Here is a 20705-nt window from a genome sequence, read left to right as displayed (position 1 = left end):
GGACAATTCATGTGGACATCCACGTACATGAAGCCGGGATCCCCGACATTCAGGTGCTAACCATGCCCTCGCGCCATGGACACGTGGTTTTACCCAATGTGCACAAGGCTGTGGATAGTGTCCGCAGGTTCACTGAGAGTTCACTCCCGAGGCATTGAGAACTTCATTCAGGCCCCCACTGATCGTGGCACCTCGGACTTCCTGTTCGCTATCCCGAGTCCTCGACTGGCCGGGATGTGTGAAAGAATCTGCGTATGAATGCAGATAAGAGCGCCTGCTCGCTCGGGGTCGACAGCCAATACGTTGAATTGGCTGTCGAAGTGTTCGCGATGCTGGCTGACGCCACGAGGGTCCGGATCGTCCTCGCGCTCCGGAACGGCGAAATGGCCGTCGGAGCGCTGGCGGAACTCGTAGGCAAGTCCCCGGCAGCGGTATCGCAGCACCTTGCCAAAATGCGCTTGGCGAGAATGGTTTCCACGCGGCAGGACGGAACCAGGGTCATGTACCGGCTCGAGAACGAGCATGCCCGCCAGCTGGTCGCGGATGCAATATTCCAAGCGGAACACGCCTTGGGCGGCACCCCTGCACACCACCGGGCGGAACAGGAACAGGCATGAGCAGTCACCAGCAAGTTGGTCACGAGCACCACGTGCACGACCACGACCACGACCACGACCACGACCACGACGGACACTCGCACGAGCATCACAAAGGTCTCAAGGGGTGGCTGTACGAGCTTTTCGTCCCGCACTCCCACGATGCCGCCGATTCAATCGACGATGCGCTTGAGTCCAGTACACAGGGCGTCCGGGCACTTAAGATCAGTCTTTTCATACTCCTTGGCACCACCGTCCTGCAGTTCCTGGTGGTCCTCATCAGCGGCTCGGTCGCGTTGCTGGCCGACACCATCCACAACTTTTCGGACGCGCTCACCGCAGTGCCACTGTGGATTGCGTTCATCCTGGGACGTCGTGCGGCAACTCGACGCTACAACTATGGATACGGACGGGCAGAGGACCTTGCCGGTCTGTTCATTGTCGGCGTCGTTGCGCTTTCGGCAGTGGTGGCCGCGTGGCAATCCATCGATCGCCTGTTCCATCCGCAACCCCTGCACAATCTTTGGTGGGTCCTTGCGGCCGGACTCATCGGCTTTGCGGGCAATGAAATTGTGGCCGTCTACAGGATCAGGGTCGGCCGGCAGATCGGGTCCGCTGCGCTGGTTGCCGACGGCGTGCATGCGCGCATTGACGGATTCACCTCCCTCGCAGTGGTGCTTGGCGCCGGCGGGGTTCTGCTCGGGTTCCCTTTGGCGGACCCGATTGTCGGCCTGCTGATTTCGGCGGCCATCATCGTCCTGCTCTGGGGTACCGTACGCAGCATCGGTCGACGCCTGATGGACGGTATAGAACCCGAACTGCTGGACGGCGCCCAGTCGGCGTTGGAAGCGACACCGGGCGTTCTCTCCGTGCCGAAGCTGCAACTGCGCTGGGTCGGCCATCGCCTGCAGGGCGCCACCACCATCATCGTCGCCAACGCGCCGCTGTCAGCAGTGGAGGAAACTGTCGCCGACGCCAGGCATCGGCTTGCGCACGCACTCCCAAAGCTCGACGACATGGTGATACAGACCGTTACGGGAACTGGCCGCTGATCGACCGGATCCTGTTCCCAACCGCAGCCCAGCCGCGGCGGCTATGATGGCCCACTGAACCTTATGTTGAGCCACTGACCCGATCTTGAGCCACCGAACCGGACCCGACCGGCCGCCCGAGATCCACGAAAGAAGATGCCCATGAGCCAGCAAGCGATTCTGGCGAAGCCTCGCCGGAACGTGGAGATGGTGCTGCTCGTGCTGGCACTTGGCGTCGGCATTGGTGCCCTTGCACTGACCAGCGTGGACAAGAAGGAAGCCCTCGACGCTGGATTCTGGCTTCAGGCGGGAACCTTGACGGCGCTGGCCGGGATCTTCCACGTCGTCCTGCGGTTCAAGGCAAGGTATGCGGATCCGGTGATTCTCCCGATTGTGGTGGCTTTGAACGGCCTCGGCATCGCCATGATCCGACGCCTGGATGCGTCAAACGGCACGACTGCCGGGACCAATCAGCTGACATGGACGATCGTCTCGGTCCTGGTCGCGGCCGCCGTGCTGTGGCTTTTGAAGGACCACCGGCTCTTGCGCCGGTACACCTTCATTGCACTCGCAGTGAGCGCCGCCCTCCTCATCCTTCCCCTCGTGCCGGGTATTTCGGCCGGCGACATCAACGGCGCGAATGTCTGGATACGCCTCGGTTCGCTCCAGTTCCAGCCCGGCGAGATCGTGAAGATTACGCTCGCCGTCTTCTTTGCGGGCTACTTGTCCTCCAACCGGGACTTGATCCTGCTGGCCGGCAGGAAATTCGGGCGCCTGCAGTTTCCCAGGATCAAGGACACCGGGCCGATGATCACCGCCTGGGCCGCGAGCGTGGGCGTACTGGTCTTCCAGCATGATCTCGGCATGTCCATACTGCTGTTCGGCCTGTTCATCGTGATGATCTACGTTGCCACGAGCCGGGCCAGCTGGCTCGTCCTCGGCGTCGTGCTCATGCTTTTGGGCGGATACGCCGCAGCCAAGATCTTTTCCCATGTCGGCTTGCGCATTGACGCCTGGATCAATGCCTTCGACCCTCAGGTCTTCACCCGCTTCCCCGGGGGCAGCGCCCAGATTGTCCAGGGCCTCTTCGGAATGGCCGACGGCGGCCTGATCGGAAAAGGCCTCGGGCTCGGAAGCCCGGACCTTGTGCCCTTCGCGAACAGCGACATGATCATCGCTTCCCTTGGTGAAGAACTCGGCCTGATCGGCCTGTTTGCGATCGTTCTCCTCTATTTGCTGCTTTTCACGAGGGGATTCCGGGGCGCCCTGGGCATCCGCGATGCCTTTGGGAAGCTTCTTGCCTGCGGGCTGGCCTTCTCCATGGCCCTTCAGTGCTTCATCATTATCGGCGGCGTCACCCGCCTTATTCCCCTCACCGGGCTGACGACGCCGTTCCTCTCCGCGGGCGGGTCCTCCCTCCTTGCCAACTGGATTATCGTCGCCCTGCTGTTGCGGATCAGCGACGCAGCCCGCAGGCCCGAAACAATTGCTTCCCAGACGGAACACGTTCCCGTCTGATGATCGCCGGGCGCTGTTCCGGTTGCCGAGCCACGAATCGAGGGCACTCAGACGGTCGTAAACCCGCCGTCGATCAAGACGTTAGTGCCGGTGATCATAGCGGCCATGTCGCTACAAAGGTAGGCGATGAGCGACGGCCAACGGGAATATCGCGTTTCGCCTTTTCGCCTTTTTCCCCGGCCCAGGCCTTCTTGCCTAGCGGCGTCTCAACAACGGTGGGTGACACGGCGTTGACGGTCACGCCCTTGGGCGCCCATTCCAGTGAAAGGACATGGGTGAGTCCAACGATCGCCGCCTTCGAGGTGCAATAGGCCGCATGCCGGTCGAGGCCGATCACCGCGGCCTGCGAGGCGAGGGTGATGATCCGGCCGTATCCTGCCTCGACCATGACGCGGCCGGCGGCTTGCGCCATGTAGAAGCTTGCGCTGAGGTTGATGTCGATCGTCGCTTGCCAGCGTGCTGCCGGCACGTCGATTGCCGGATCGAGCAGCGCGATCCCTGCTGAGTTGACGAGGATATGGGGGGTGCCTGCCACCCGCACGGCTTCGGCAGTGACCTCGCCTGCTGCTTCGGGCCCGCCAAGCAGCATGGGCCTTGACCGGCGAATTACCTGATTGGCCACCCGCCAATCGGCAAGCTGTCGATCCCGCCGAACGCGCGGAGTGGACTACGGAAGTACGCGAGCGGCACCGAAACACGGCTGCTGTGCTCTATGGCGCTGAACTTACCTAGCGAGCCCATCCTGGCCGTCCGCGCTGTAGTTACACACTTAACAACAGGCAGCTACCCACAAGTTATCCACAGTTGGGGAAAAACTGCGCCCACAAAGTGGAAAACTCCCAGAACGGCGGGCCCCAAGGGGAGCGAAGGACACCGAACTACAGCAATGTGAGTTATTAACAATGTTGATAACTCTGTTGATACCGCGCTCTCGCGGTTGCCACTCCTGAGGTTGTCCACACAACCCGGAATAACGCACTTCTTATCCACATACCCACAGGCGGGTGGGCAAAAGTTATCCACAGATGTGGACGTTAATCCCCAGAGTAAAGCGCAGCCCTTGCCATCCCGCCCCTGAGGGTCCATTTGCCATCGAACTACACGCTTGTAAGTTACGCACATTGTGGATAACCCCTGTGGAAAACATATCCACGGGGTGTTGACGGACTCAGTGCGCAGTTCTAGGCTGGGCTTATTCAACGAATTAGTTGATAAACCATTTGCTTGAGTACTGCGGAGAACTCGGAAATCCGCAACGCTTGAGTCTGAAGCCAGGCAGGGGAGACGCATGCCGGACACGATTGGTACAGCGGTGCTGGATCCGGAAGACCAGCTCAACAGGGCGTTCATGGCCCTCGCCGATCCTGTCCGCCGCAAGATACTGGCGCGGTTGGCCTTGGGCGATGCCACCGTCAATGAGATCGCGCAGCCCTTCACCGTCACCCTCCAAGCCATCTCCAAGCACCTTCAAGTGCTCGAGGGCGCAGGGCTCATCACGAGGAGCCGGGAAGCGCAGCGCCGTCCCTGCCACTTGAACACGACGGCGCTGGGTCCCTTGGCCGAGTGGATCGAGAACTACCGGCTTCAGGCCGAGGAACGTTTCGCCCGTCTGGACGAACTATTGACCAGCACAGCCCAAAAGCATAATCCGGAAAAGGAGAAGAACAATGAGCACCAACACAACAACCATTGACGTCGCGGCAGGCACGCCGTTCATCGACACGAGCCGCGACTTCGATGCGGCGCCGGAGCGGGTGTTCCAGGCTTTCACCGATCCCGAACTCGTCGTCAAATGGTTGGGTCCGCGTCGACTGGAAATGCGCCTCGAATCCTACGACGCGCGCACGGGGGGCAGCTACCGCTACACACATTTGGACGGCCGGGGCAACGAGTTCGGTTTCCGCGGGGTCTTCCACGAGGTCCAGGAGCCATTACGGATCATCCAGACCTTCGAATTCGACGGTGCACCGGGGCAAGTCACCTTGGATACCACCAGGTTTGAGGACCTCGGAGGCCGCACACGTGTGGTGCAGCACTCTGTGTTTCCCTCGGTGGAGGCCCGTGACATGGCCGTAGCCAGCGGCATGGATGCGGGCATCAAAGAGTCGATGGACCGCCTGGAGGAACTCCTACGGTAAAAATCCGGGGAGCTGTTAGCCCGCCGTGGCCCCAAGGACGGTGGCCAGGACCAGGACTCCGGCCACCAGGGCCATGCCGGCAGTCTGCAACAGCGCTTGGCGCGGTCCACGCGGAGCAAAAGCGATCACGGCGGCACACAGGCCGCCCGTGATAAGGCCGCCCAAGTGGGCCTGCCAGGCGATTCCCGGGACAACAAAGCCAATCACGCCGTTGATGACAATAAGGATCCACAATTGCCGAGTGTCTCCGCCGCGCCGGCTTTGGATGACCAACAGTGCGCCAAACAGGCCGAAGATCGCACCTGACGCTCCTACGACCGGGATTGCAGGCAACGCCGGCGTCAGCAGCAGGAAACCAACAGAGCCACCAATGGCGGACAACAGGTAAACGGCGAGGAAGCGCACACGCCCCAGGACGGGCTCAAGTACCTGGCCAAAAATCCACAGCATATACATGTTGAGCACGATGTGCAGGACAAAGCCCTGTGAGTGGACAAAGGCACTCGTCAGCATCCGCCATGGCTCGAATGCCCCGTACTGCGGAGTGGCGTAAACGGACGCGAAAGCAAACTGCTGGAAAACTGCATCGCCGGGAACCAGCCATTGCAGCACGTACACCAGGGCGCACAGCCCGATGAGTAGGTACGTCGCCAAAGGACGTCCGGTCGCAACGGCGCCGCCGTACGCGGAACGCACTACCGGCGTCGAACGCCTCATTTCATTGACGCAGTCAATGCATTGGAACCCGACGGCGGCCGCCCGCTGGCATTCGGGGCATGCGGGACGCCCGCAACGCTGGCACCGCACATAGGAGGGCCTGTCCGGGTGCCTCGGGCACACCGGAATGTCTGCTGACGGCTCTGCCGCCGGGATTCCGTAACTCATATGCTGCTCAGGGTCCGGGGGTCAGAGCTGGACGATGTCAATGCTGTTGATGACGACGTCCTCAACAGGGCGGTCGCCCATGCCGGTGCGGACAGCCTCGATGGCGTCTACAACCTTCTTGGACTCTTCGTCAGCAACCTCACCGAAGATGGAGTGCTTTCCGAAAAGCCAGTCGGTGTTGACCGTGGTGATGAAGAACTGGGAACCGTTGGTGCCCTTGCCCATCTGGACGCCGGCGTTGGCCATGGCCAGCTTGTAAGGGGCGTTGAAGTTGAGTTCCGGGTGGATCTCGTCGTCGAACTTGTAGCCCGGTCCGCCGATGCCGCGACCAAGGGGATCGCCGCCCTGGATCATGAAGTCTTTGATGATGCGGTGGAAAACGGTGCCGTTGTACAGCGGGGTACCGGTCTTGTCTTCGCCAGTCTCCGGGTGCGTCCAGGATTTTTCGCCCGTGGCCAGGCCAACGAAGTTGGCGACCGTCTTGGGCGCGTGGTTGCCGAAGAGGTCAACCACGATGTCACCGAGGTTCGTGTGGAAAGTTGCTTTTGCGGTTGCGATGGTCATATCGCCATTGTTTCACGCAGGGTCAACGCCGGGGCGGCCAAGAAGGCGGTTCCGCGCTCGGTGAAATCTTCCATGAATCCGCTGGATGAATAGCCGGTGCCGAACAAGCGACGTAGGCTAACAACAAACGAGCATGTTGATCGGGAGGTAGTTGTGAAGAAATCGGACCGGATTGCCCGCGAACTTGAACACACCGTCGTGAATGGTGTCGAAAATGCCAAAGACTGGGCGACACCGCGCGTCGAAGCAGCTGTGAACTGGGCGGTTCCCCGCATCCAGCACGGAATCGATACCGCTTCGCCGAAGCTTCAGGAAGGCCTGAAGTCAGCTGCATACAACCTCGCCGACGGCGTCGCAACCGTTACGCCGAAGCTCCAGGAAGGCCTGGCGAACCTCGCGCCGAAGATCCACGACGTCGTCGAGGAAGCCTCACCCAAGATCCAGGAAGCCCTTAACAAAGCCACTCCGGCGCTCAGCCACGCCCGGGACAAAGTTGTTGAGGAGTACCTGCCTAAGCTCTCCGAGCAGCTCGGGCAAGCCTCCGAGGTTGTCCACCAAGCCCTTGAGAACGCACCCGCGCAGGTGGACGCCGTCGCCCAGAAGCTGGTCGACTCGGGAGTGGTTCACAATCTGCAGGAGCAAGCACAAGCCACAGGGGCCCAGTTGAAAGCCGCGGCCGAGGAAGCATCCAAAACAGTCTCGAAAGAACTCGCCAAGACCCGGAAGCCCAAAAAGCGTGGCCTCCTGATCTTCACGGTTATTGCAGCAGCTGCCGCAGCCGGTGTCGCCGCGTGGAAGGCCAGCCGCCCGGTGGAGGACCCGTGGAAGACCCCGGTCCCGGTAACACCATCACCCGTGCCGGTTGCAGCGGCAGCCGAAAAGGTCGCTGACAAGGCCAACGAAGCCGCCGCCAAGGTAGCTGACGTGGTCGAAGACGTGAAACTCAACGTAGCGGACAAAACCGAGACCGTAGCTGAGAAGGCAAAGCACGCCGTCGAGGACGCAACGGACACCGCAGCCAAGGTGGCAACCGACGCCAAGACCGCGGTAAAGAACATCGCCGCCAGCCTCCACAAGGACGAAGCGGCCAAGGACCAGGCGGCCACGGACGAAGCTGGCAAACACGAGGCCTAGGCAAAGGCCATATTCGCTCTACGTTGAAGGGATTCCGGTTCGCCGGGATCCCTTCAATTGTTTGGCCACTTGTCACCGGAGGCTACCTCTAGGAACACCGCCCTGATGTTAGATTTATGGTGATGCCAGCCGATAGATCTTTCGTAGATGCAGCAACCAACGCAGCCGTCGCACCCGTGAAGCCGAGTGTTTCAATCATCATCCCGGCGTACAACGAGGAAAGCGTCATACGGCAATGCCTGATCGCGGCCATCTACCAGTCGGTACCTGCGGACGAGATCATCGTCGTGGACAACAGGTCCACGGACCGCACAGCGCAGATCGTCCAGCAAATGCAACAGGAATACCCGGAGAGCCCCATCATCCTGCTGAGCCAGGACAAGGCGCAGGGACTCATCCCCACCCGCAACTTTGGCCTCAATAGCGCCACATCGGATGTCCTCGGGCGGATCGATGCCGACTCGGTTGTGGAACCCGACTGGGTTGAGCAGGTCCAAAAAGCGTTCGCCGATCCCTCGGTGCAGGCAGCCACGGGTCCGGTGGTCTACTATGACATGCCCATGCGTCGATTCGGACTCAAAGCCGACGACAAAATGCGCCAACTCATGCTTCGGCTTGCGAAGCACCAGTACCACTTCCTTTTTGGATCCAACATGGCCCTTCGCCGTTCCGCCTGGGAAACCATCCGCGACGAAACCTGCCTGGATGAAAAGGACGAAATGCATGAGGACATCGATCTTTCCCTGCACCTTGCCGACCACGATCTCAGGGTGCAGTACTGGCCGCAGATGGTCTCGGGCATGTCTGCCCGCCGGCTCGAGGATTCACCTCGCGACTACCGCTACTACGTGACCCGCTTCGACCGCACCTACAAGGCCCACAACGTCAAGAAAATGGCCCTGAAGGCCCCCATGGTGGTGTTCTTCTCCGTCTACTTCCCGGCCAAGCTTCTCCGGGCCATCCACACGGCCAATGCAGGCCAAGGCGTCCGCCGCGGCGGCCTGTAGCCGCGCGAATCCAGCTCAGTCAGCACCGAGCTCGGCAATCTTGCCCTCAGCGTCGCCCTTACCGCGCCGCTGGCCGGCGACGACGACGGCGAGTCCAACCAGGATCAGGGCGAGTCCCGCGTAGGTTCCAGCCGGCAGGGACTCGTGCAGGAAGACGGCGGCAAGAAGGGCTGCGCCAGGAATCTCCAGCAGGATGATCATGGACACCAGCAGCGGGCTCATGGTCGCCAGGAGATGGTTGAAGGCGGTGTGGCCCACCAGTTGCGCGGATACGGTGATGGCCACGATCCCCAGCCAGCCGCCGGCGTCGAACCCTACAAGCGGCTGGCCGCCCGTGAGCGCAAGCACGGCGACGATGGCTGCGCAGATTCCATAGCAAAGGGTCGTGTACGTTCCAATGCTCATGCTCTGGCGGGCTTTGCCTCCGGCCAAGGTATACAGGCCGGCCAGGGCGCCTCCGGCAAGGGCCAGGATGTCACCAAGGAGGGCTTTCGGGGAGGTTCCCATATCGAAGCCTGTGATGGCCGCGACGCCGCCCAGCGCGATGCCCAGGCCCACCAGGACCGGCCAGCGGTGCCTCGTGCCGCGGAGGAGCTGGAAAACGGCGATCCACGCAGACTGCAGGCACACCAGGGCGGTAGCAGCCGCGACTGACGTGAGCTGGAGCGCCGTGATGAAACAAGCGAAGTGGAAGGCCAATGCCACTGCTGCGACAGCGGACCAAGTGAACTCGGTGCTGGTGATCTTGCGAAACTGGCGCGGCTCGCGGATCAAGACGGGCGAGGCCATGACGACGGCGGCGATTGCGTTACGCCAGAACGCGATAGCCAGTGCCGTGACGGAGGTAGCTCCGAGCGTTCCGGCGATGAGGGGTCCGGATGATGCGACGCCGAGAACACCCAAGGCAGCAACAATGAAGTTCACATTTCAACCTTAGTGGGGCGCCTTAACGCAAAGAGTCCCGGTCATTTCTGACCGGGACTCTTTCTTATGGTGGAGGCACGGGGACTCGAACCCCGAACCCCCTGCTTGCAAAGCAGGTGCGCTACCAATTGCGCCATGCCCCCATAAGAAGCAACCCATCCATACTACCCTAGTTCCGTCGATGGTTTTCACCATCTCCAGACCGGGCGCCTTTGCTAGTCAACCGTGTCGGTTGCCTTGCTCCAGACTGTTTTCCGGGCTTCGGATTCCTGCACTTTCCTGTAGAGCAGGACGCCTGCGATCGCAGCTGCAACTACGAGCAACTTCTTCACATGCACCCCGTTCCGGTTCAGTTTCCCGAACCTTTAGCAAAACCTGTGCAGGTTCCGTGGGCGTACCAGGACTTGAACCTGGGACCTCTTCGTTATCAGCGAAGCGCTCTAACCGCCTGAGCTATACGCCCCGATACCTCTTCGGGCCGAGACATGACTTTACAGCACATCCCGGCCCGATCTCAAATCGAGGTATTTTCACCGCCGTTTTCCAGCAGTTTCCCCCAAATTCCGACCGTTTTCGTCAGTCGTCGGTGAGGGTCACGCCAATGCCGCCCACGAGTGTTGCAGCAATGTTATAAAGCACTGCGCTCAGCATGGACAGGGCAGTCAGCAGCACAACGTTCACCACGGCAATGATGGTGGCGAAGGAGGCCACCTGTCCGAGCGATGCGACCTTCTTGAGTTCGAAGCCACCACTTTCCGAACCTGCCAGGGTGCCCAGAAGGCTGTCCACCTGGTTGAAGATGCCGGTGAGATCCAGAACGGTCCAGAGCACTATTGCGGCAATCACAGTCACGATGCCCAAGGCAACGGACAACAGGAACGCCATCTTCAGGACAGACCACGGATCAACCTTGCTGACGAGCAGGCGGGCGCGGCGAACCTTCGCCTTAGGTGCCGGCTTCACAAGCCCTGGAGCCCCGGGGGCGGGCCGCTGCTGGCCCTGCACGGGCCTCTGACCGGGCACGGCGGGACGCTGACCCGCCGGACGCTGCGTTCCTGCGGGACGCTGGCCGGGAACGGCCGGACGCTGACCGGGGACCCTTTCCGCGCCAGTTCCTGCCGCACCCGAAGCGGATGCCACAGGGCGCTGCTGGGGACGGGCCGGTGCGTCTACCCGCGGAGTCGCCGACGGCTGCCGCAATCCTCCAGGGACACCCGTACTCGGCTTGGGATATGAGTCCGAATTGCTCACTCGTTACCTCCGGTGTTGTCTTCGTTCAGCTCGACGCCGGACCCATTACCGGATCCTGCAGCCGATCCCGATTCGGCCGTCGCGGTCGCCTGATCGGCGCCGCCGTTTGCAGCCAACGTTACGTCATCGTCCGTCCCGGACGTTCCTCCGACAGGATTTTCGACACTATTGACGCTTGAGGCGTCGGCTGTGCCCTCGCCCTGTTCGTCGTCGGACTCCTCGAGGCCGCGTTCGCTGTTGCGGGCCACCTCGATGATGCGGTCGTTCTTGTCAGGCTTCGCGAAGATGACACCCATGGTGTCACGGCCCTTGGCAGGAACACCGGCCACGGCGGAGCGGACAATCTTGCCACCCTCCATGACCACCAGAACTTCGTCTTCTTCGTTGACGATCAACGCACCGACAAGGTCGCCTCGCTCCTCCTGGAGCTTCGCCACTTTGATGCCGAGGCCGCCACGGCCCTGGAGCCGGTACTCCTCGACGGCGGTGCGCTTGGCGTACCCGCCTTCGGTCACCACGAACACGAACGAGCCATCCTGGACGACGTCGGCCGCGAGGAGTTCGTCGTCTTCGCGGAACTTCATGCCGGTCACACCCGAGGTGGCACGCCCCATGGGACGTAGTGCCTCGTCAGTCGCCGTGAAGCGGATCGACTGGCCCTTGCGGGAAACCAAGAGGAGATCGTCGGTTTCGGACACAAGCTGCGCCGAGACAAGCTCGTCCTCATCCCGAAGGTTGATGGCGATCACGCCGGCCGTGCGGTTGGTGTCGTAGTCTTCCAGGCGCGTCTTCTTCACGAGGCCGTTCTTGGTGGCGAGCACCAAGTACGGGGCCTGCTCATAGTCGCGCAAGTCCAGGACCTGGGCGATGTGCTCGTCCGGCTGGAAGGCCAACAGGTTTGCCACGTGTTGTCCCTTGGCGTCACGGCCGGCCTCGGCAAGCTCGTACGCCTTGGCCCGGTACACGCGGCCCAGGTTGGTGAAGAACAGCAACCAGTGGTGCGTTGTTGTGACGAAGAAGTGCTCCACGACATCGTCTCCGCGAAGCTGGGCACCCTTGACGCCCTTGCCGCCTCGCTGCTGCGAACGGTAGTTGTCGCTGCGGGTGCGCTTGACGTATCCGCCGCGGGTGATGGTGACCACCACTTCTTCCTCGGGGATGAGGTCTTCCATCGACATGTCACCGTCGAAGCCCATGAGGATGTGGGTGCGCCGGTCATCACCATGCTTGGCCACGATCTCGGCCAGTTCCTGGCTGATGATGTCGCGCTGGCGCTGCTCGGAGGCCAGGATCGAGTTGAACTCCGTAATCATGGCCTCAAGTTCGGAGTGCCTGTCCTGGATCTTCTGCCGTTCCAACGCGGCAAGCCGGCGGAGCTGCATGTCGAGGATGGCGCGGGCCTGGAGCTCGTCGATGTCCAGCAGCCCCATCAGGCCATCGCGGGCGGCCTCGGTGGTGTTGGAGGCCCGAATGAGCGCGATGACCTCATCCAGCATGTCCAGGGCTTTGAGAAGCGCGCGCAGGATGTGCGCCTCTTCCTCTGCCTTGCGGAGGCGGTAGCGGGTCCGCCGGACAATGACGCTCACCTGGTGGGCCACCCAATGCCGGATGAAGGCGTCCAGGCTCAGCGTGCGGGGTACGCCGTCGACGATCGCGAGCATGTTGGCGCCGAAATTGTCCTGCAGCTGGGTGTGCTTGTAGAGGTTGTTGAGCACCACCTTGGCCACGGCATCGCGCTTGAGCACGATCACCAGTCGTTGTCCGGTACGGCCGGACGTCTCGTCGCGGAGGTCCGCGATGCCCTGGATCTTGCCGTCCTTGACCAGTTCGGCGATCTTGATGGCCAGGTTGTCCGGGTTTGCCTGGTAGGGAAGTTCGGTGACCACCAGGCATGTGCGGCCTTGGAGTTCCTCGACGTTCACCACGGCGCGCATGGTGATGGAGCCGCGGCCTGTCCGGTACGCGTCCTCGATGCCCTTGTGGCCGAGGATGGTTGCACCGGTCGGGAAGTCCGGACCCTTGATGCGGACGAGCAACGCCTCAAGCAGCTCTTCGCGGCTGGCCGTGGGGTTGGCCAGATACCACTGCACGCCGTCGGCCACTTCGCGGAGGTTGTGCGGCGGGATATTGGTGGCCATGCCGACGGCGATACCGGAGGAACCGTTGACCAGCAGGTTGGGGAAACGCGCCGGCAGGATGGTGGGTTCCTGGTTCTTGCCGTCGTAGTTGTCCTGGAAGTCGACGGTTTCCTCGTCGATGTCGCGGACCATTTCCATGGCCAGCTGGGCCATCTTGGTTTCGGTGTATCGCGGAGCCGCAGCGCCGTCGTTGCCCGGGGAACCGAAGTTGCCCTGGCCGAGCGCCAGCGGATAGCGCATCGTCCAGTCCTGGATGAGGCGGACCAGGGCATCGTAGATCGCGGTGTCACCGTGCGGGTGGTACTGGCCCATGACCTCGCCCACCACGCGGGCGCATTTGTTGAAGGAGCGGTCCGGGCGGTAGCCGCCGTCGAACATCGCATAGAGCACTCGGCGGTGGACGGGCTTCAGGCCGTCGCGGACGTCCGGAAGCGCGCGGCCAACGATAACCGCCATGGCGTAGTCCAGGTACGAACGCTGCATTTCCGTCTGCAGGTCCACCTGGTCTACGCGGTCGGTCAGCACATCGCCCTCAAGTACGGGTTCTGTAATGCCTGCCGACTCGGCGGGAACCTCGGGTGTTTCTTCACTCATAGTTTATGATTTCCGTTTCAGGTATATGTCAGTACTGGAATATTCATAGGGGCTTTGAAGTCTCTAGATATCCAGGAACCTGACGTCCTTGGCGTTCTGCTGAATGAAGTTCCGGCGCGATTCCACGTCCTCACCCATCAGTACGGAGAAGGTCTGGTCCGCCGCCAGGGCATCGTCCATGGTGACTTGCAGGAGCGTACGGTGGTCCGGGTCCATGGTGGTGTCCCAGAGTTCGGTGTAGTCCATTTCGCCGAGGCCCTTGTAGCGCTGGATGCCGTTGTCCTTGGGGATCCGGCGGCCGGCGGCCTGGCCGGAGACCAGCTTGGCGTCACGTTCACGGTCGCTGTAGACGTAGTCATGTGGTGCGTTCGACCACTTGATGCGGTACAGCGGCGGCTGGGCCAAGTAGACGTAGCCGTTCTCGATCAGCGGACGCATGTAGCGGAAAAGCAACGTCATGAGCAGCGTGGTGATGTGCTGGCCGTCCACGTCGGCATCGGCCATCAGGACGATCTTGTGGTACCGCAGCTTGGAGATGTCGAAGTCCTCGCCGATCCCCGTTCCGAAGGCCGTGATCATGGACTGGACTTCGTTGTTGCCGAGGGCTTTGTCCAGGCGTGCGCGCTCCACGTTGAGGATCTTGCCGCGCAGCGGCAGGATGGCCTGGGTCTCGGGGTTGCGTCCGCGCTTGGCCGAACCGCCGGCGGAGTCACCCTCTACGAGGTAGACCTCGCAGCGCGCTGGGTCCTTTGAGGAGCAGTCGGACAGCTTGCCCGGCATCCCGAAAGATTCCAGGGGACTCTTGCGACGTGCGTTGTCGCGTGCCTTGCGGGCGGCCATACGGGCTTGGGCCGCCTGGACAGCCTTGCGGATGACGTCGCGGGCCGGGCCGGGGTTTCGTTCCAACCAGTCGCCAAGCTGGTCGGTGACCACCCGTTGGACGAAGCCCTTGACCTCGGAGTTACCCAGTTTGGTCTTGGTCTGGCCCTCGAACTGGGGTTCAGACAACTTCACCGAGATGACGGCTGTGAGGCCCTCCCGGATGTCGTCACCGGTGAGGTTGTCTTCCTTTTCCTTGATGATGGTCTTCTCGCGCGCGTAGCGGTTGATGAGTGAGGTCATCGCCGCACGGAAACCTTCTTCGTGGGTGCCGCCCTCGTGCGTGTTGATGGTGTTGGCGTAAGTGTGCACGCTCTCGGAATAGGCCGTGGTCCACTGCATCGCGACCTCGACGGCGATGTGCCGCTCAGTGTCTTCGGTTTCGAAGGCGATGACGTCCTCGTGGACGACGTCCACCTTCTTGTTCGAGTTCAGGTGCTTCACGTAGTCGAGCAGACCGTCGTCGTACTGGTAGACCACCGTCCGGTGTTCTGCCGCCACTTCGCCGTCGGTGACAACTGCGTCAAGATCCAGGTCATCGTCGCCTGCTCCTGCAACGGGGCGCTCATCCGTGAGGGTGATGCGCAGGCCCTTGTTGAGGAAGGCCATCTGCTGGAATCGGGCGCGGAGGGTTTCAAAATCGAAATCGGTGCTCTCGAAGATGGTGCCGTCCGGGTAGAACGTCTGGGACGTTCCGGTCTGGTCCGTTGCTTCGCCCTGGACGAGTCCACCCTGTGGCTTACCGCCGTCGGCGAAAGTCATCCGCCAAACGTGGCCCTGGCGACGCACCTCGGTGTCGACCCTGCGCGAAAGTGCGTTGACAACGGAAATACCGACGCCGTGGAGGCCACCGGATACGGCGTAGCCGCTGCCCCCGAACTTGCCACCCGCGTGCAGGATCGTCATGACAACTTCGACGGTCGGCTTCTTTTCCGTGGGGTGCATATCCACCGGAATCCCACGGCCATCGTCCACGACCTTGACGCCGCCGTCGGCCTGGAGAGTCACTTCAATGTGGCTGCAGTACCCGGCAAGGGCTTCGTCCACCGAGTTGTCCACCACTTCGTACACCAAGTGGTGAAGGCCGCGAGGGCCTGTGGATCCGATGTACATACCCGGGCGCTTGCGCACTGCTTCGAGACCCTCAAGAACGGTGATGTCGCTCGCACCGTACTCCTTGGACCCCGAGGGTGTGTCAGGCTTATGGGCGTTCTCCTTCGCGGGATCTACTGCCAAGGTCTCTGCATTGTCGTTAGCCACAGGCGCTTTCGACTCCTCCGTGTTCGATGGTCGCCAGCCGTCACCGCACCAAGGAAGCACGTCCGCCAGGACACACCACAGGGATACGGCAGCCGCCAACAGGGACGTCACTGCTAACGCCGGCTACTTCGTCAATGGCGGATCCGCTTCTACAAGTGCTGTTCAGCGGAGCCAATCAACGTTCACCGGCGCCCAGTTGTCTATGCCGATTCTATCGTGACTGAGCGCAGTTCCTTGCAAAACCCGGCCCTTATGCTCAGGAAACTAGCTCTGGGAGGCCGCTGGCCCCATCTGCAAGCCGCCAAAACAGCACCCTCTAGGGAGCTGTACGGTCCGGGGAGGTTTCTCGCCCCTGTGCGCCGTTCAAGCAAATCCGCTGACGCGGGTGCCAAGGAAGTTACCCGTAGGTATCCCTGGGGCCCCGCCCATTGACGCTTCGGCCGCCCTTGCGCCAGCTCGGTGCGGTGGGCGCGAGCACTTGAATGGAGGTCACCACTCCGTCTCCGAGTTCCCTTCGGAACATGTCCAGGAGGCTGGTGCTCAGGAGCCTGAGCTGCGTTGCCCACGCGGTGGAATCGCAGCGGACATGCAGCGTGGTGTCGGTGAAGCTCTCCGGAGTGCAATGCGCGGAAATCTCCGGCCCCACCAAGGCATCCCACTCGGCCATCACGGAGCCAACGGCCACTGGAGACGTCCAGCCCCGTTCGGCCACGAGCCTCCCGACGACTTTTCCCAAGCCAAGCGGATCCCGGCCAGTGCCGTGGAATTGGCTGAATCCACGGGTGTCGCGGACGCCCTTGCGTTTAGGAGCGGCGCCCGTCCGCGGGGCAGCGCGGCGGATTTCGCCCCGCGCGGCGGCCGCTTCGCGCATCCGATTCAAAGCTGATTGGGCAGCGTCGATCTCGTCAGGGTCCCTGCCCGGCTGGCGTCCGCCGGGGCTATCCTTCTCCATCAATGCCTCCGGGCACAACCTTCACGCGGCGCCCCGCCAATTCCTCGGGAATATCAGCGTCGACGGCGGCCGTCACCAAAACCTGCTCGGCGCCGGCCACTATTGCAGCCAGTTTACGCCTGCGCTGCACGTCCAGTTCGGCGAACACATCGTCGAGGATGAGGATCGGGGCGGAACCGCCGGTACGGGTGTCATCGAGCATGACGTAGTACGAGGCCAAGCGCAGGGAGAGGCACATGGACCAAGTCTCGCCATGGGAGGCATACCCCTTGGCCGGGGCTTGGCCCAGAACCAGTTCCAGTTCGTCGCGGTGGGGTCCGACCAGGGAAATCCCGCGTTCCAACTCTTTGCGGCGCGAGGCAGCGAAGGCCTGGACATAGCGCTCAGTGAGTTGATCCACGGACAGCAAGCGGAGGTCCTCAACCCCGTCCGAACCTTCAGCGAGCCGCTCGGCGGGACCGCCGTCGTCGTCCAAAACCCCTTGAATGGTGGAGCGGTAGACCGCGCCCGCCTCCTTGGATCCATCCGTCAGTTGCGCGTAAGCGCTCATGAGATGTGGTCGGAGCCGCTCCACGAGTTCCAGCCGTGCATGCAGGAGTTCCGCACCGGCCCGCGCCATGTGCTGATCCCAAACATCGAGCGTTGCCTCGTGGCCCGGGGTGAATTTTCCGGTACGGGCCGATTTCAGCAAGGCGTTGCGCTGTTTGAGCACGCGGTCATAGTCGCTGCGGGTCGCCGCGTGCACCGGCATGAGGCTGACCAGCAGTTCGTCGAGGAATCGACGGCGATTGGAAGGATCACCCTTGACCAAGGCAAGGTCCTCAGGGGCGAAAAGCACCGTCTGGCAAATGCCCAGGATGTCTCGGGCGCGTACAGGATTTCCACGGTTGATCCGGCCACGGTTGGCACGGCCGGCATTGATTTCGAGCTCGACCACCGTCGATTGTTCCCCACGGACGAGCTTCGCCCGGATCAACGCGCGATCCGTGCCGAAGCGCAGGAGCGGCGCATCCGTGCTCACGCGGTGTGAACTCAGGGTGGCCAGGTATCCGATGGCTTCCATGAGGTTCGTCTTGCCGATGCCGTTGGACCCCACCAGGACCGTGACACCGGGGCCGAGCTTGAGGTCAACCTGCGCGTAGCTGCGGAAATCGGTCAGCGAAAGATCTTCGATGTACACGCGTACTGCTGGTCGACCGGGGCCTAGTTGGCCGGACGGGTGGCGTGTCCGCCGAACTGGTTGCGCAGCGCTGACACCATCTTCATGGCCGGCGAGTTGTCCTCGCGGGAGGAGAATCGGGCGAAGAGTGCAGCGGTGATTGCCGGTGCGGGGATCGCGTTGGCAATGGCTTCTTCAACGGTCCATCGGCCTTCGCCGGAGTCCTCGACGTAGTCCCCGATGGAGGCCAGGCCCGGATCTTCGTCCAAGGCTTTGACCATGAGGTCCAGGAGCCAGGAACGGACGACCGTGCCTTTTTGCCAGGCACGGAAGGTGCCGGGAAGGTCCTTGATGATGTCCTTGGCCGCGAGCAGCTCATAGCCTTCGGCGTAGGCCTGCATCAAACCGTATTCGATCCCGTTGTGGACCATCTTGGCGTAGTGGCCCGCTCCCACGCCGCCCACGTGGACGAAGCTGTCGGCACGATCGCCTTCGGGACGGAGCGCGTCGAATACCGGCATGGCGAGTTCAATGTCCTCGTCCGCGCCGCCTGCCATGAGTCCGTAGCCGTTCTGCAGGCCCCAGACGCCGCCCGAAACACCGCAATCGGCGAAGCGGATGTCCTTGGACGCCAGGAAAGCCGCGTGTTTCTGGTCTTCGGTGAAGCGTGAGTTGCCGCCGTCGATCACCATGTCACCGGCAGAAAGCTTCTCGCCGAGTTCGCTGATCACGGCATCGGTGATGTCGCCGGAAGGAACCATGACCCAGACCAAGCGCGGCGTCGGAAGGGCAGCGATCAGTTCATCAACGGACGCGACGTCGGCGATCTCCTGATTGCGGTCGAAACCAGTGACTTCGATTCCACCTTTGCGCATGCGTTCGCGCATGTTGAAACCCATTTTTCCAAGGCCGATCAGTCCGATATGCACGGTGTGAACTCTTTTCTGCGTTGGTTGTTGTGTTGTCCCAACTGACTCGCATTTGTTGTCGTTCTGGGCCCCCAAAACGACATCAACTGCTAGCTAGTTGGGGAGGCGGACGGGCATTACGAGGTAGCGGTAGTCGCCCTTGTCGTCGCCTTCGGCGTCAACCTGGGCGGTGATCATGGCCGGTTTGGGCGCCGTGGTGAAGGAGAAGCGCACGAACTTGGTCTCGATCACACTCAGGCCTTCCACGAGGTAATGCGGGTTGAAGGCCACCGTGATGTCTTCACCGCTGAGCTGGGCTTCCAGTTCCTCGGATGCCTGCGCGTCTTCGCCGGTACCGGCGTCGAGGTTCAGCTGGCCCTGGGTGAACGCCAGGCGAACCGGGGTGTTTCGTTCGGCGACCAAGGACACGCGGCGAACGGCTTCAACGAGTTCCTGCGTTTGGACCGTTGCGTGGATCGGCGTGGAATCCGGGAACAAGGACCGAATCTTGGGGTAGTCGCCGTCGACGAGCAAGGAAGTGGTGGTACGCCCGCCGCTTTCGAAGCCAATCAGTCGGCTGTCGTCATCGGCGAGGGCGAGATGGATGTCGCCGCTGCCACCGAGGGTCTTGGCTACCTCGTTGAGGGTCTTGGATTTCACCAGGGCACTCGTGGAAATTCCCGGGGTGACGGGCTTCCACGGTACTTCGCGCATGGCGAGGCGGTATCGGTCCGTGGCGAGGAGGGTGATCATGTCATCCTCGATCTCCATCCGGACACCGGTGAGGATCGGCAAGGTGTCGTCCCTGCTGGCCGCGATGATGACCTGTGAAACGGCCTGGGCGAAGGCGTCGCCGGGCAAGGTTCCGCTGATGGCGGGAAGCGCCGGAAGCGGCGGGTATTCGGACTCCGGCATGGTGGCGAGATGGAAGCTGCTTCGACGGCACGTGAGGGTGACCTTGCTGCCATCGGTTTCGATTTCGACAGGAGCCGAGGGGAGGCTGCGGCAGATATCGGCCAAAAGGCGCCCGGAAACCAGGATGGTTCCTTCGGTTGTGATGTCAGCTGGAATCTCGAGACGGGCGGAGGTCTCATAGTCAAAGCTCGAGAGACTCACTGTTCCGGCTTCTGCCTTGAGCAGGAGACCTGAGAGTACCGGGACGGGCGGCCGCGGAGACAAGGACCGGGCTGTCCATGTGACGGCTTCTGCCAGGACATCCCGCTCGACTCTGAACTTCACGGAAGGGTGCCGCCTTTCATTGCTGCTGCCAGTGTTCCACCGGAAACTCCCCCAGGAGCCCCGAAATCCGGCGCCCGGAACCCGAAAGCTGCAGTGTCCGCAGTGGGCGAACTACAAAGCAGCGCCAAGGATGGACGCGATGCAGACAGCTTAGCCGGAACTTCGGGCATTAACCCATCCCCGGCCTGCTGGCCTGTGGTTCGAAGCAGCCACGGGCTGCGTCGATGGGTGGGCGAAAGGAGATTGTTATTTGAGGGAATTCATTTTTTTGGGATTAGTAGTGTTAATAACCCCTGTGGAAACTGTGGATAACCTCCCCTGGAGCCGTAGTTCCGCGGTTAAGCCCTGTTCACGATATGTGGGCGACAGGGGTTTTAAACAGGGTGTGGACGTGGATAACCCCCAGGGCCGTTTTCAACGATCCACAGACGGCTTAAGGGTTTTAAGCCCATTAACCACGCTTGTCCCCTTAAGTATCCACAGGCTTATCCACATGCGCCTGTTAATAAGGTATGTAGTACCTCGAGG

The 20705-nt window shown here is 61.9% G+C and carries 19 protein-coding genes and 2 tRNA genes; 7 read left to right on the top strand and 14 right to left on the bottom strand.

The annotated features are described in order from the left end of the window. Positions 1–254: 254 nt before the first annotated feature. From AB4Z38_RS14460 to AB4Z38_RS14450, 3 genes are all read left to right on the top strand, one after another. Positions 255–617, top strand: coding sequence for an ArsR/SmtB family transcription factor (locus tag AB4Z38_RS14460; protein WP_441430353.1), 363 nt, complete (start codon positions 255–257; stop codon positions 615–617). Continuing rightward, positions 614–1648, top strand: coding sequence for a cation diffusion facilitator family transporter (locus tag AB4Z38_RS14455; protein WP_441430352.1), 1035 nt, complete (start codon positions 614–616; stop codon positions 1646–1648). Before AB4Z38_RS14460 ends, AB4Z38_RS14455 begins: the two co-directional genes overlap by 4 nt. A 141-nt stretch (positions 1649–1789) precedes the next feature. Further along, the gene (locus AB4Z38_RS14450; protein ID WP_441430351.1) at positions 1790–3145 is read left to right on the top strand and encodes an FtsW/RodA/SpoVE family cell cycle protein; all 1356 of its coding nucleotides are present in this window, start codon (positions 1790–1792) and stop codon (positions 3143–3145) included. Positions 3146–3239: 94 nt separating this feature from the next. On the opposite strand, the gene AB4Z38_RS14445 is transcribed toward AB4Z38_RS14450, so the two are convergent. After that, on the bottom strand, positions 3240–3734 hold the full coding sequence (locus AB4Z38_RS14445) for an SDR family oxidoreductase (protein ID WP_441430350.1): 495 nt from the start codon (positions 3732–3734) through the stop codon (positions 3240–3242). Positions 3735–4433: 699 nt separating this feature from the next. Between AB4Z38_RS14445 and AB4Z38_RS14440 the strand changes: the two genes are divergently transcribed. Next, on the top strand, positions 4434–4838 hold the full coding sequence (locus AB4Z38_RS14440) for an ArsR/SmtB family transcription factor (protein WP_441430349.1): 405 nt from the start codon (positions 4434–4436) through the stop codon (positions 4836–4838). After that, positions 4813–5283, top strand: a complete 471-nt coding sequence (locus AB4Z38_RS14435; RefSeq protein ID WP_441430348.1) for an SRPBCC family protein — start codon at positions 4813–4815, stop codon at positions 5281–5283. Before AB4Z38_RS14440 ends, AB4Z38_RS14435 begins: the two co-directional genes overlap by 26 nt. Positions 5284–5298: 15 nt before the next feature. Here AB4Z38_RS14435 and AB4Z38_RS14430 read toward each other — a convergent pair whose 3' ends face one another. Both AB4Z38_RS14430 and AB4Z38_RS14425 read right to left on the bottom strand, forming a co-directional pair. Then, a complete protein-coding gene (locus AB4Z38_RS14430; protein WP_441430347.1) occupies positions 5299–6168 on the bottom strand; it encodes a rhomboid family intramembrane serine protease in 870 nt (289 codons plus the stop codon). 21 nt (positions 6169–6189) lie between these two features. Beyond that, a complete protein-coding gene (locus AB4Z38_RS14425; protein ID WP_441430346.1) occupies positions 6190–6732 on the bottom strand; it encodes a peptidylprolyl isomerase in 543 nt (180 codons plus the stop codon). Between the two features lie 153 nt (positions 6733–6885). Here AB4Z38_RS14425 and AB4Z38_RS14420 point away from each other — a divergent pair, with 153 nt between their 5' ends. Further along, complete coding sequence (locus AB4Z38_RS14420; RefSeq protein ID WP_441430345.1) at positions 6886–7866, top strand: hypothetical protein; 981 nt, start codon at positions 6886–6888, stop codon at positions 7864–7866. A gap of 122 nt (positions 7867–7988) precedes the next feature. Beyond that, positions 7989–8873: a glycosyltransferase gene (locus tag AB4Z38_RS14415; RefSeq protein ID WP_441430344.1), complete on the top strand. Its 885-nt coding sequence runs from the start codon at positions 7989–7991 to the stop codon at positions 8871–8873. A gap of 15 nt (positions 8874–8888) precedes the next feature. Here AB4Z38_RS14415 and AB4Z38_RS14410 read toward each other — a convergent pair whose 3' ends face one another. From AB4Z38_RS14410 to dnaN, 11 genes are all read right to left on the bottom strand, one after another. After that, positions 8889–9797 (bottom strand): DMT family transporter, encoded by a 909-nt coding sequence (locus tag AB4Z38_RS14410; protein ID WP_441430343.1) that lies wholly within the window; start codon positions 9795–9797, stop codon positions 8889–8891. Positions 9798–9864: 67 nt separating this feature from the next. Then, a tRNA-Ala gene (locus AB4Z38_RS14405) sits at positions 9865–9940 on the bottom strand. A 72-nt stretch (positions 9941–10012) separates the two neighbouring features. After that, complete coding sequence (locus tag AB4Z38_RS14400) at positions 10013–10129, bottom strand: DLW-39 family protein (protein WP_234752975.1); 117 nt, start codon at positions 10127–10129, stop codon at positions 10013–10015. Positions 10130–10186: 57 nt separating this feature from the next. Continuing rightward, positions 10187–10260 (bottom strand) — tRNA-Ile (locus AB4Z38_RS14395). A 113-nt stretch (positions 10261–10373) separates the two neighbouring features. Continuing rightward, positions 10374–11048, bottom strand: coding sequence for a DUF3566 domain-containing protein (locus tag AB4Z38_RS14390; protein WP_441430342.1), 675 nt, complete (start codon positions 11046–11048; stop codon positions 10374–10376). Then, positions 11045–13780, bottom strand: a complete 2736-nt coding sequence (gene gyrA, locus AB4Z38_RS14385) for a DNA gyrase subunit A (RefSeq protein WP_441430341.1) — start codon at positions 13778–13780, stop codon at positions 11045–11047. Before gyrA ends, AB4Z38_RS14390 begins: the two co-directional genes overlap by 4 nt. A gap of 63 nt (positions 13781–13843) precedes the next feature. Then, positions 13844–15919, bottom strand: coding sequence for a DNA topoisomerase (ATP-hydrolyzing) subunit B (gyrB, locus tag AB4Z38_RS14380; RefSeq protein WP_441430340.1), 2076 nt, complete (start codon positions 15917–15919; stop codon positions 13844–13846). Positions 15920–16316: 397 nt separating this feature from the next. Next, positions 16317–16871 (bottom strand): DUF721 domain-containing protein, encoded by a 555-nt coding sequence (locus tag AB4Z38_RS14375; RefSeq protein WP_234752970.1) that lies wholly within the window; start codon positions 16869–16871, stop codon positions 16317–16319. Beyond that, the gene (gene recF / locus AB4Z38_RS14370; protein WP_441430339.1) at positions 16858–18051 is read right to left on the bottom strand and encodes a DNA replication/repair protein RecF; all 1194 of its coding nucleotides are present in this window, start codon (positions 18049–18051) and stop codon (positions 16858–16860) included. The genes AB4Z38_RS14375 and recF overlap by 14 nt, the downstream gene beginning before the upstream one ends. 23 nt (positions 18052–18074) lie before the next feature. Then, positions 18075–19034, bottom strand: a complete 960-nt coding sequence (gene gnd / locus AB4Z38_RS14365; RefSeq protein WP_441430338.1) for a phosphogluconate dehydrogenase (NAD(+)-dependent, decarboxylating) — start codon at positions 19032–19034, stop codon at positions 18075–18077. Between the two features lie 18 nt (positions 19035–19052). Then, positions 19053–20177, bottom strand: coding sequence for a DNA polymerase III subunit beta (dnaN, locus tag AB4Z38_RS14360; protein ID WP_441430337.1), 1125 nt, complete (start codon positions 20175–20177; stop codon positions 19053–19055). Between the last annotated feature and the right edge of the window lie 528 nt (positions 20178–20705).

Source organism: Arthrobacter sp. 2RAF6 (assembly GCF_052115205.1).
Classification (GTDB): Bacteria; Actinomycetota; Actinomycetes; order Actinomycetales; family Micrococcaceae; genus Arthrobacter.
The sequence above is the reverse complement of the archived record's forward strand: the minus strand, read 5'-3'. Positions and strand labels throughout refer to the sequence as shown.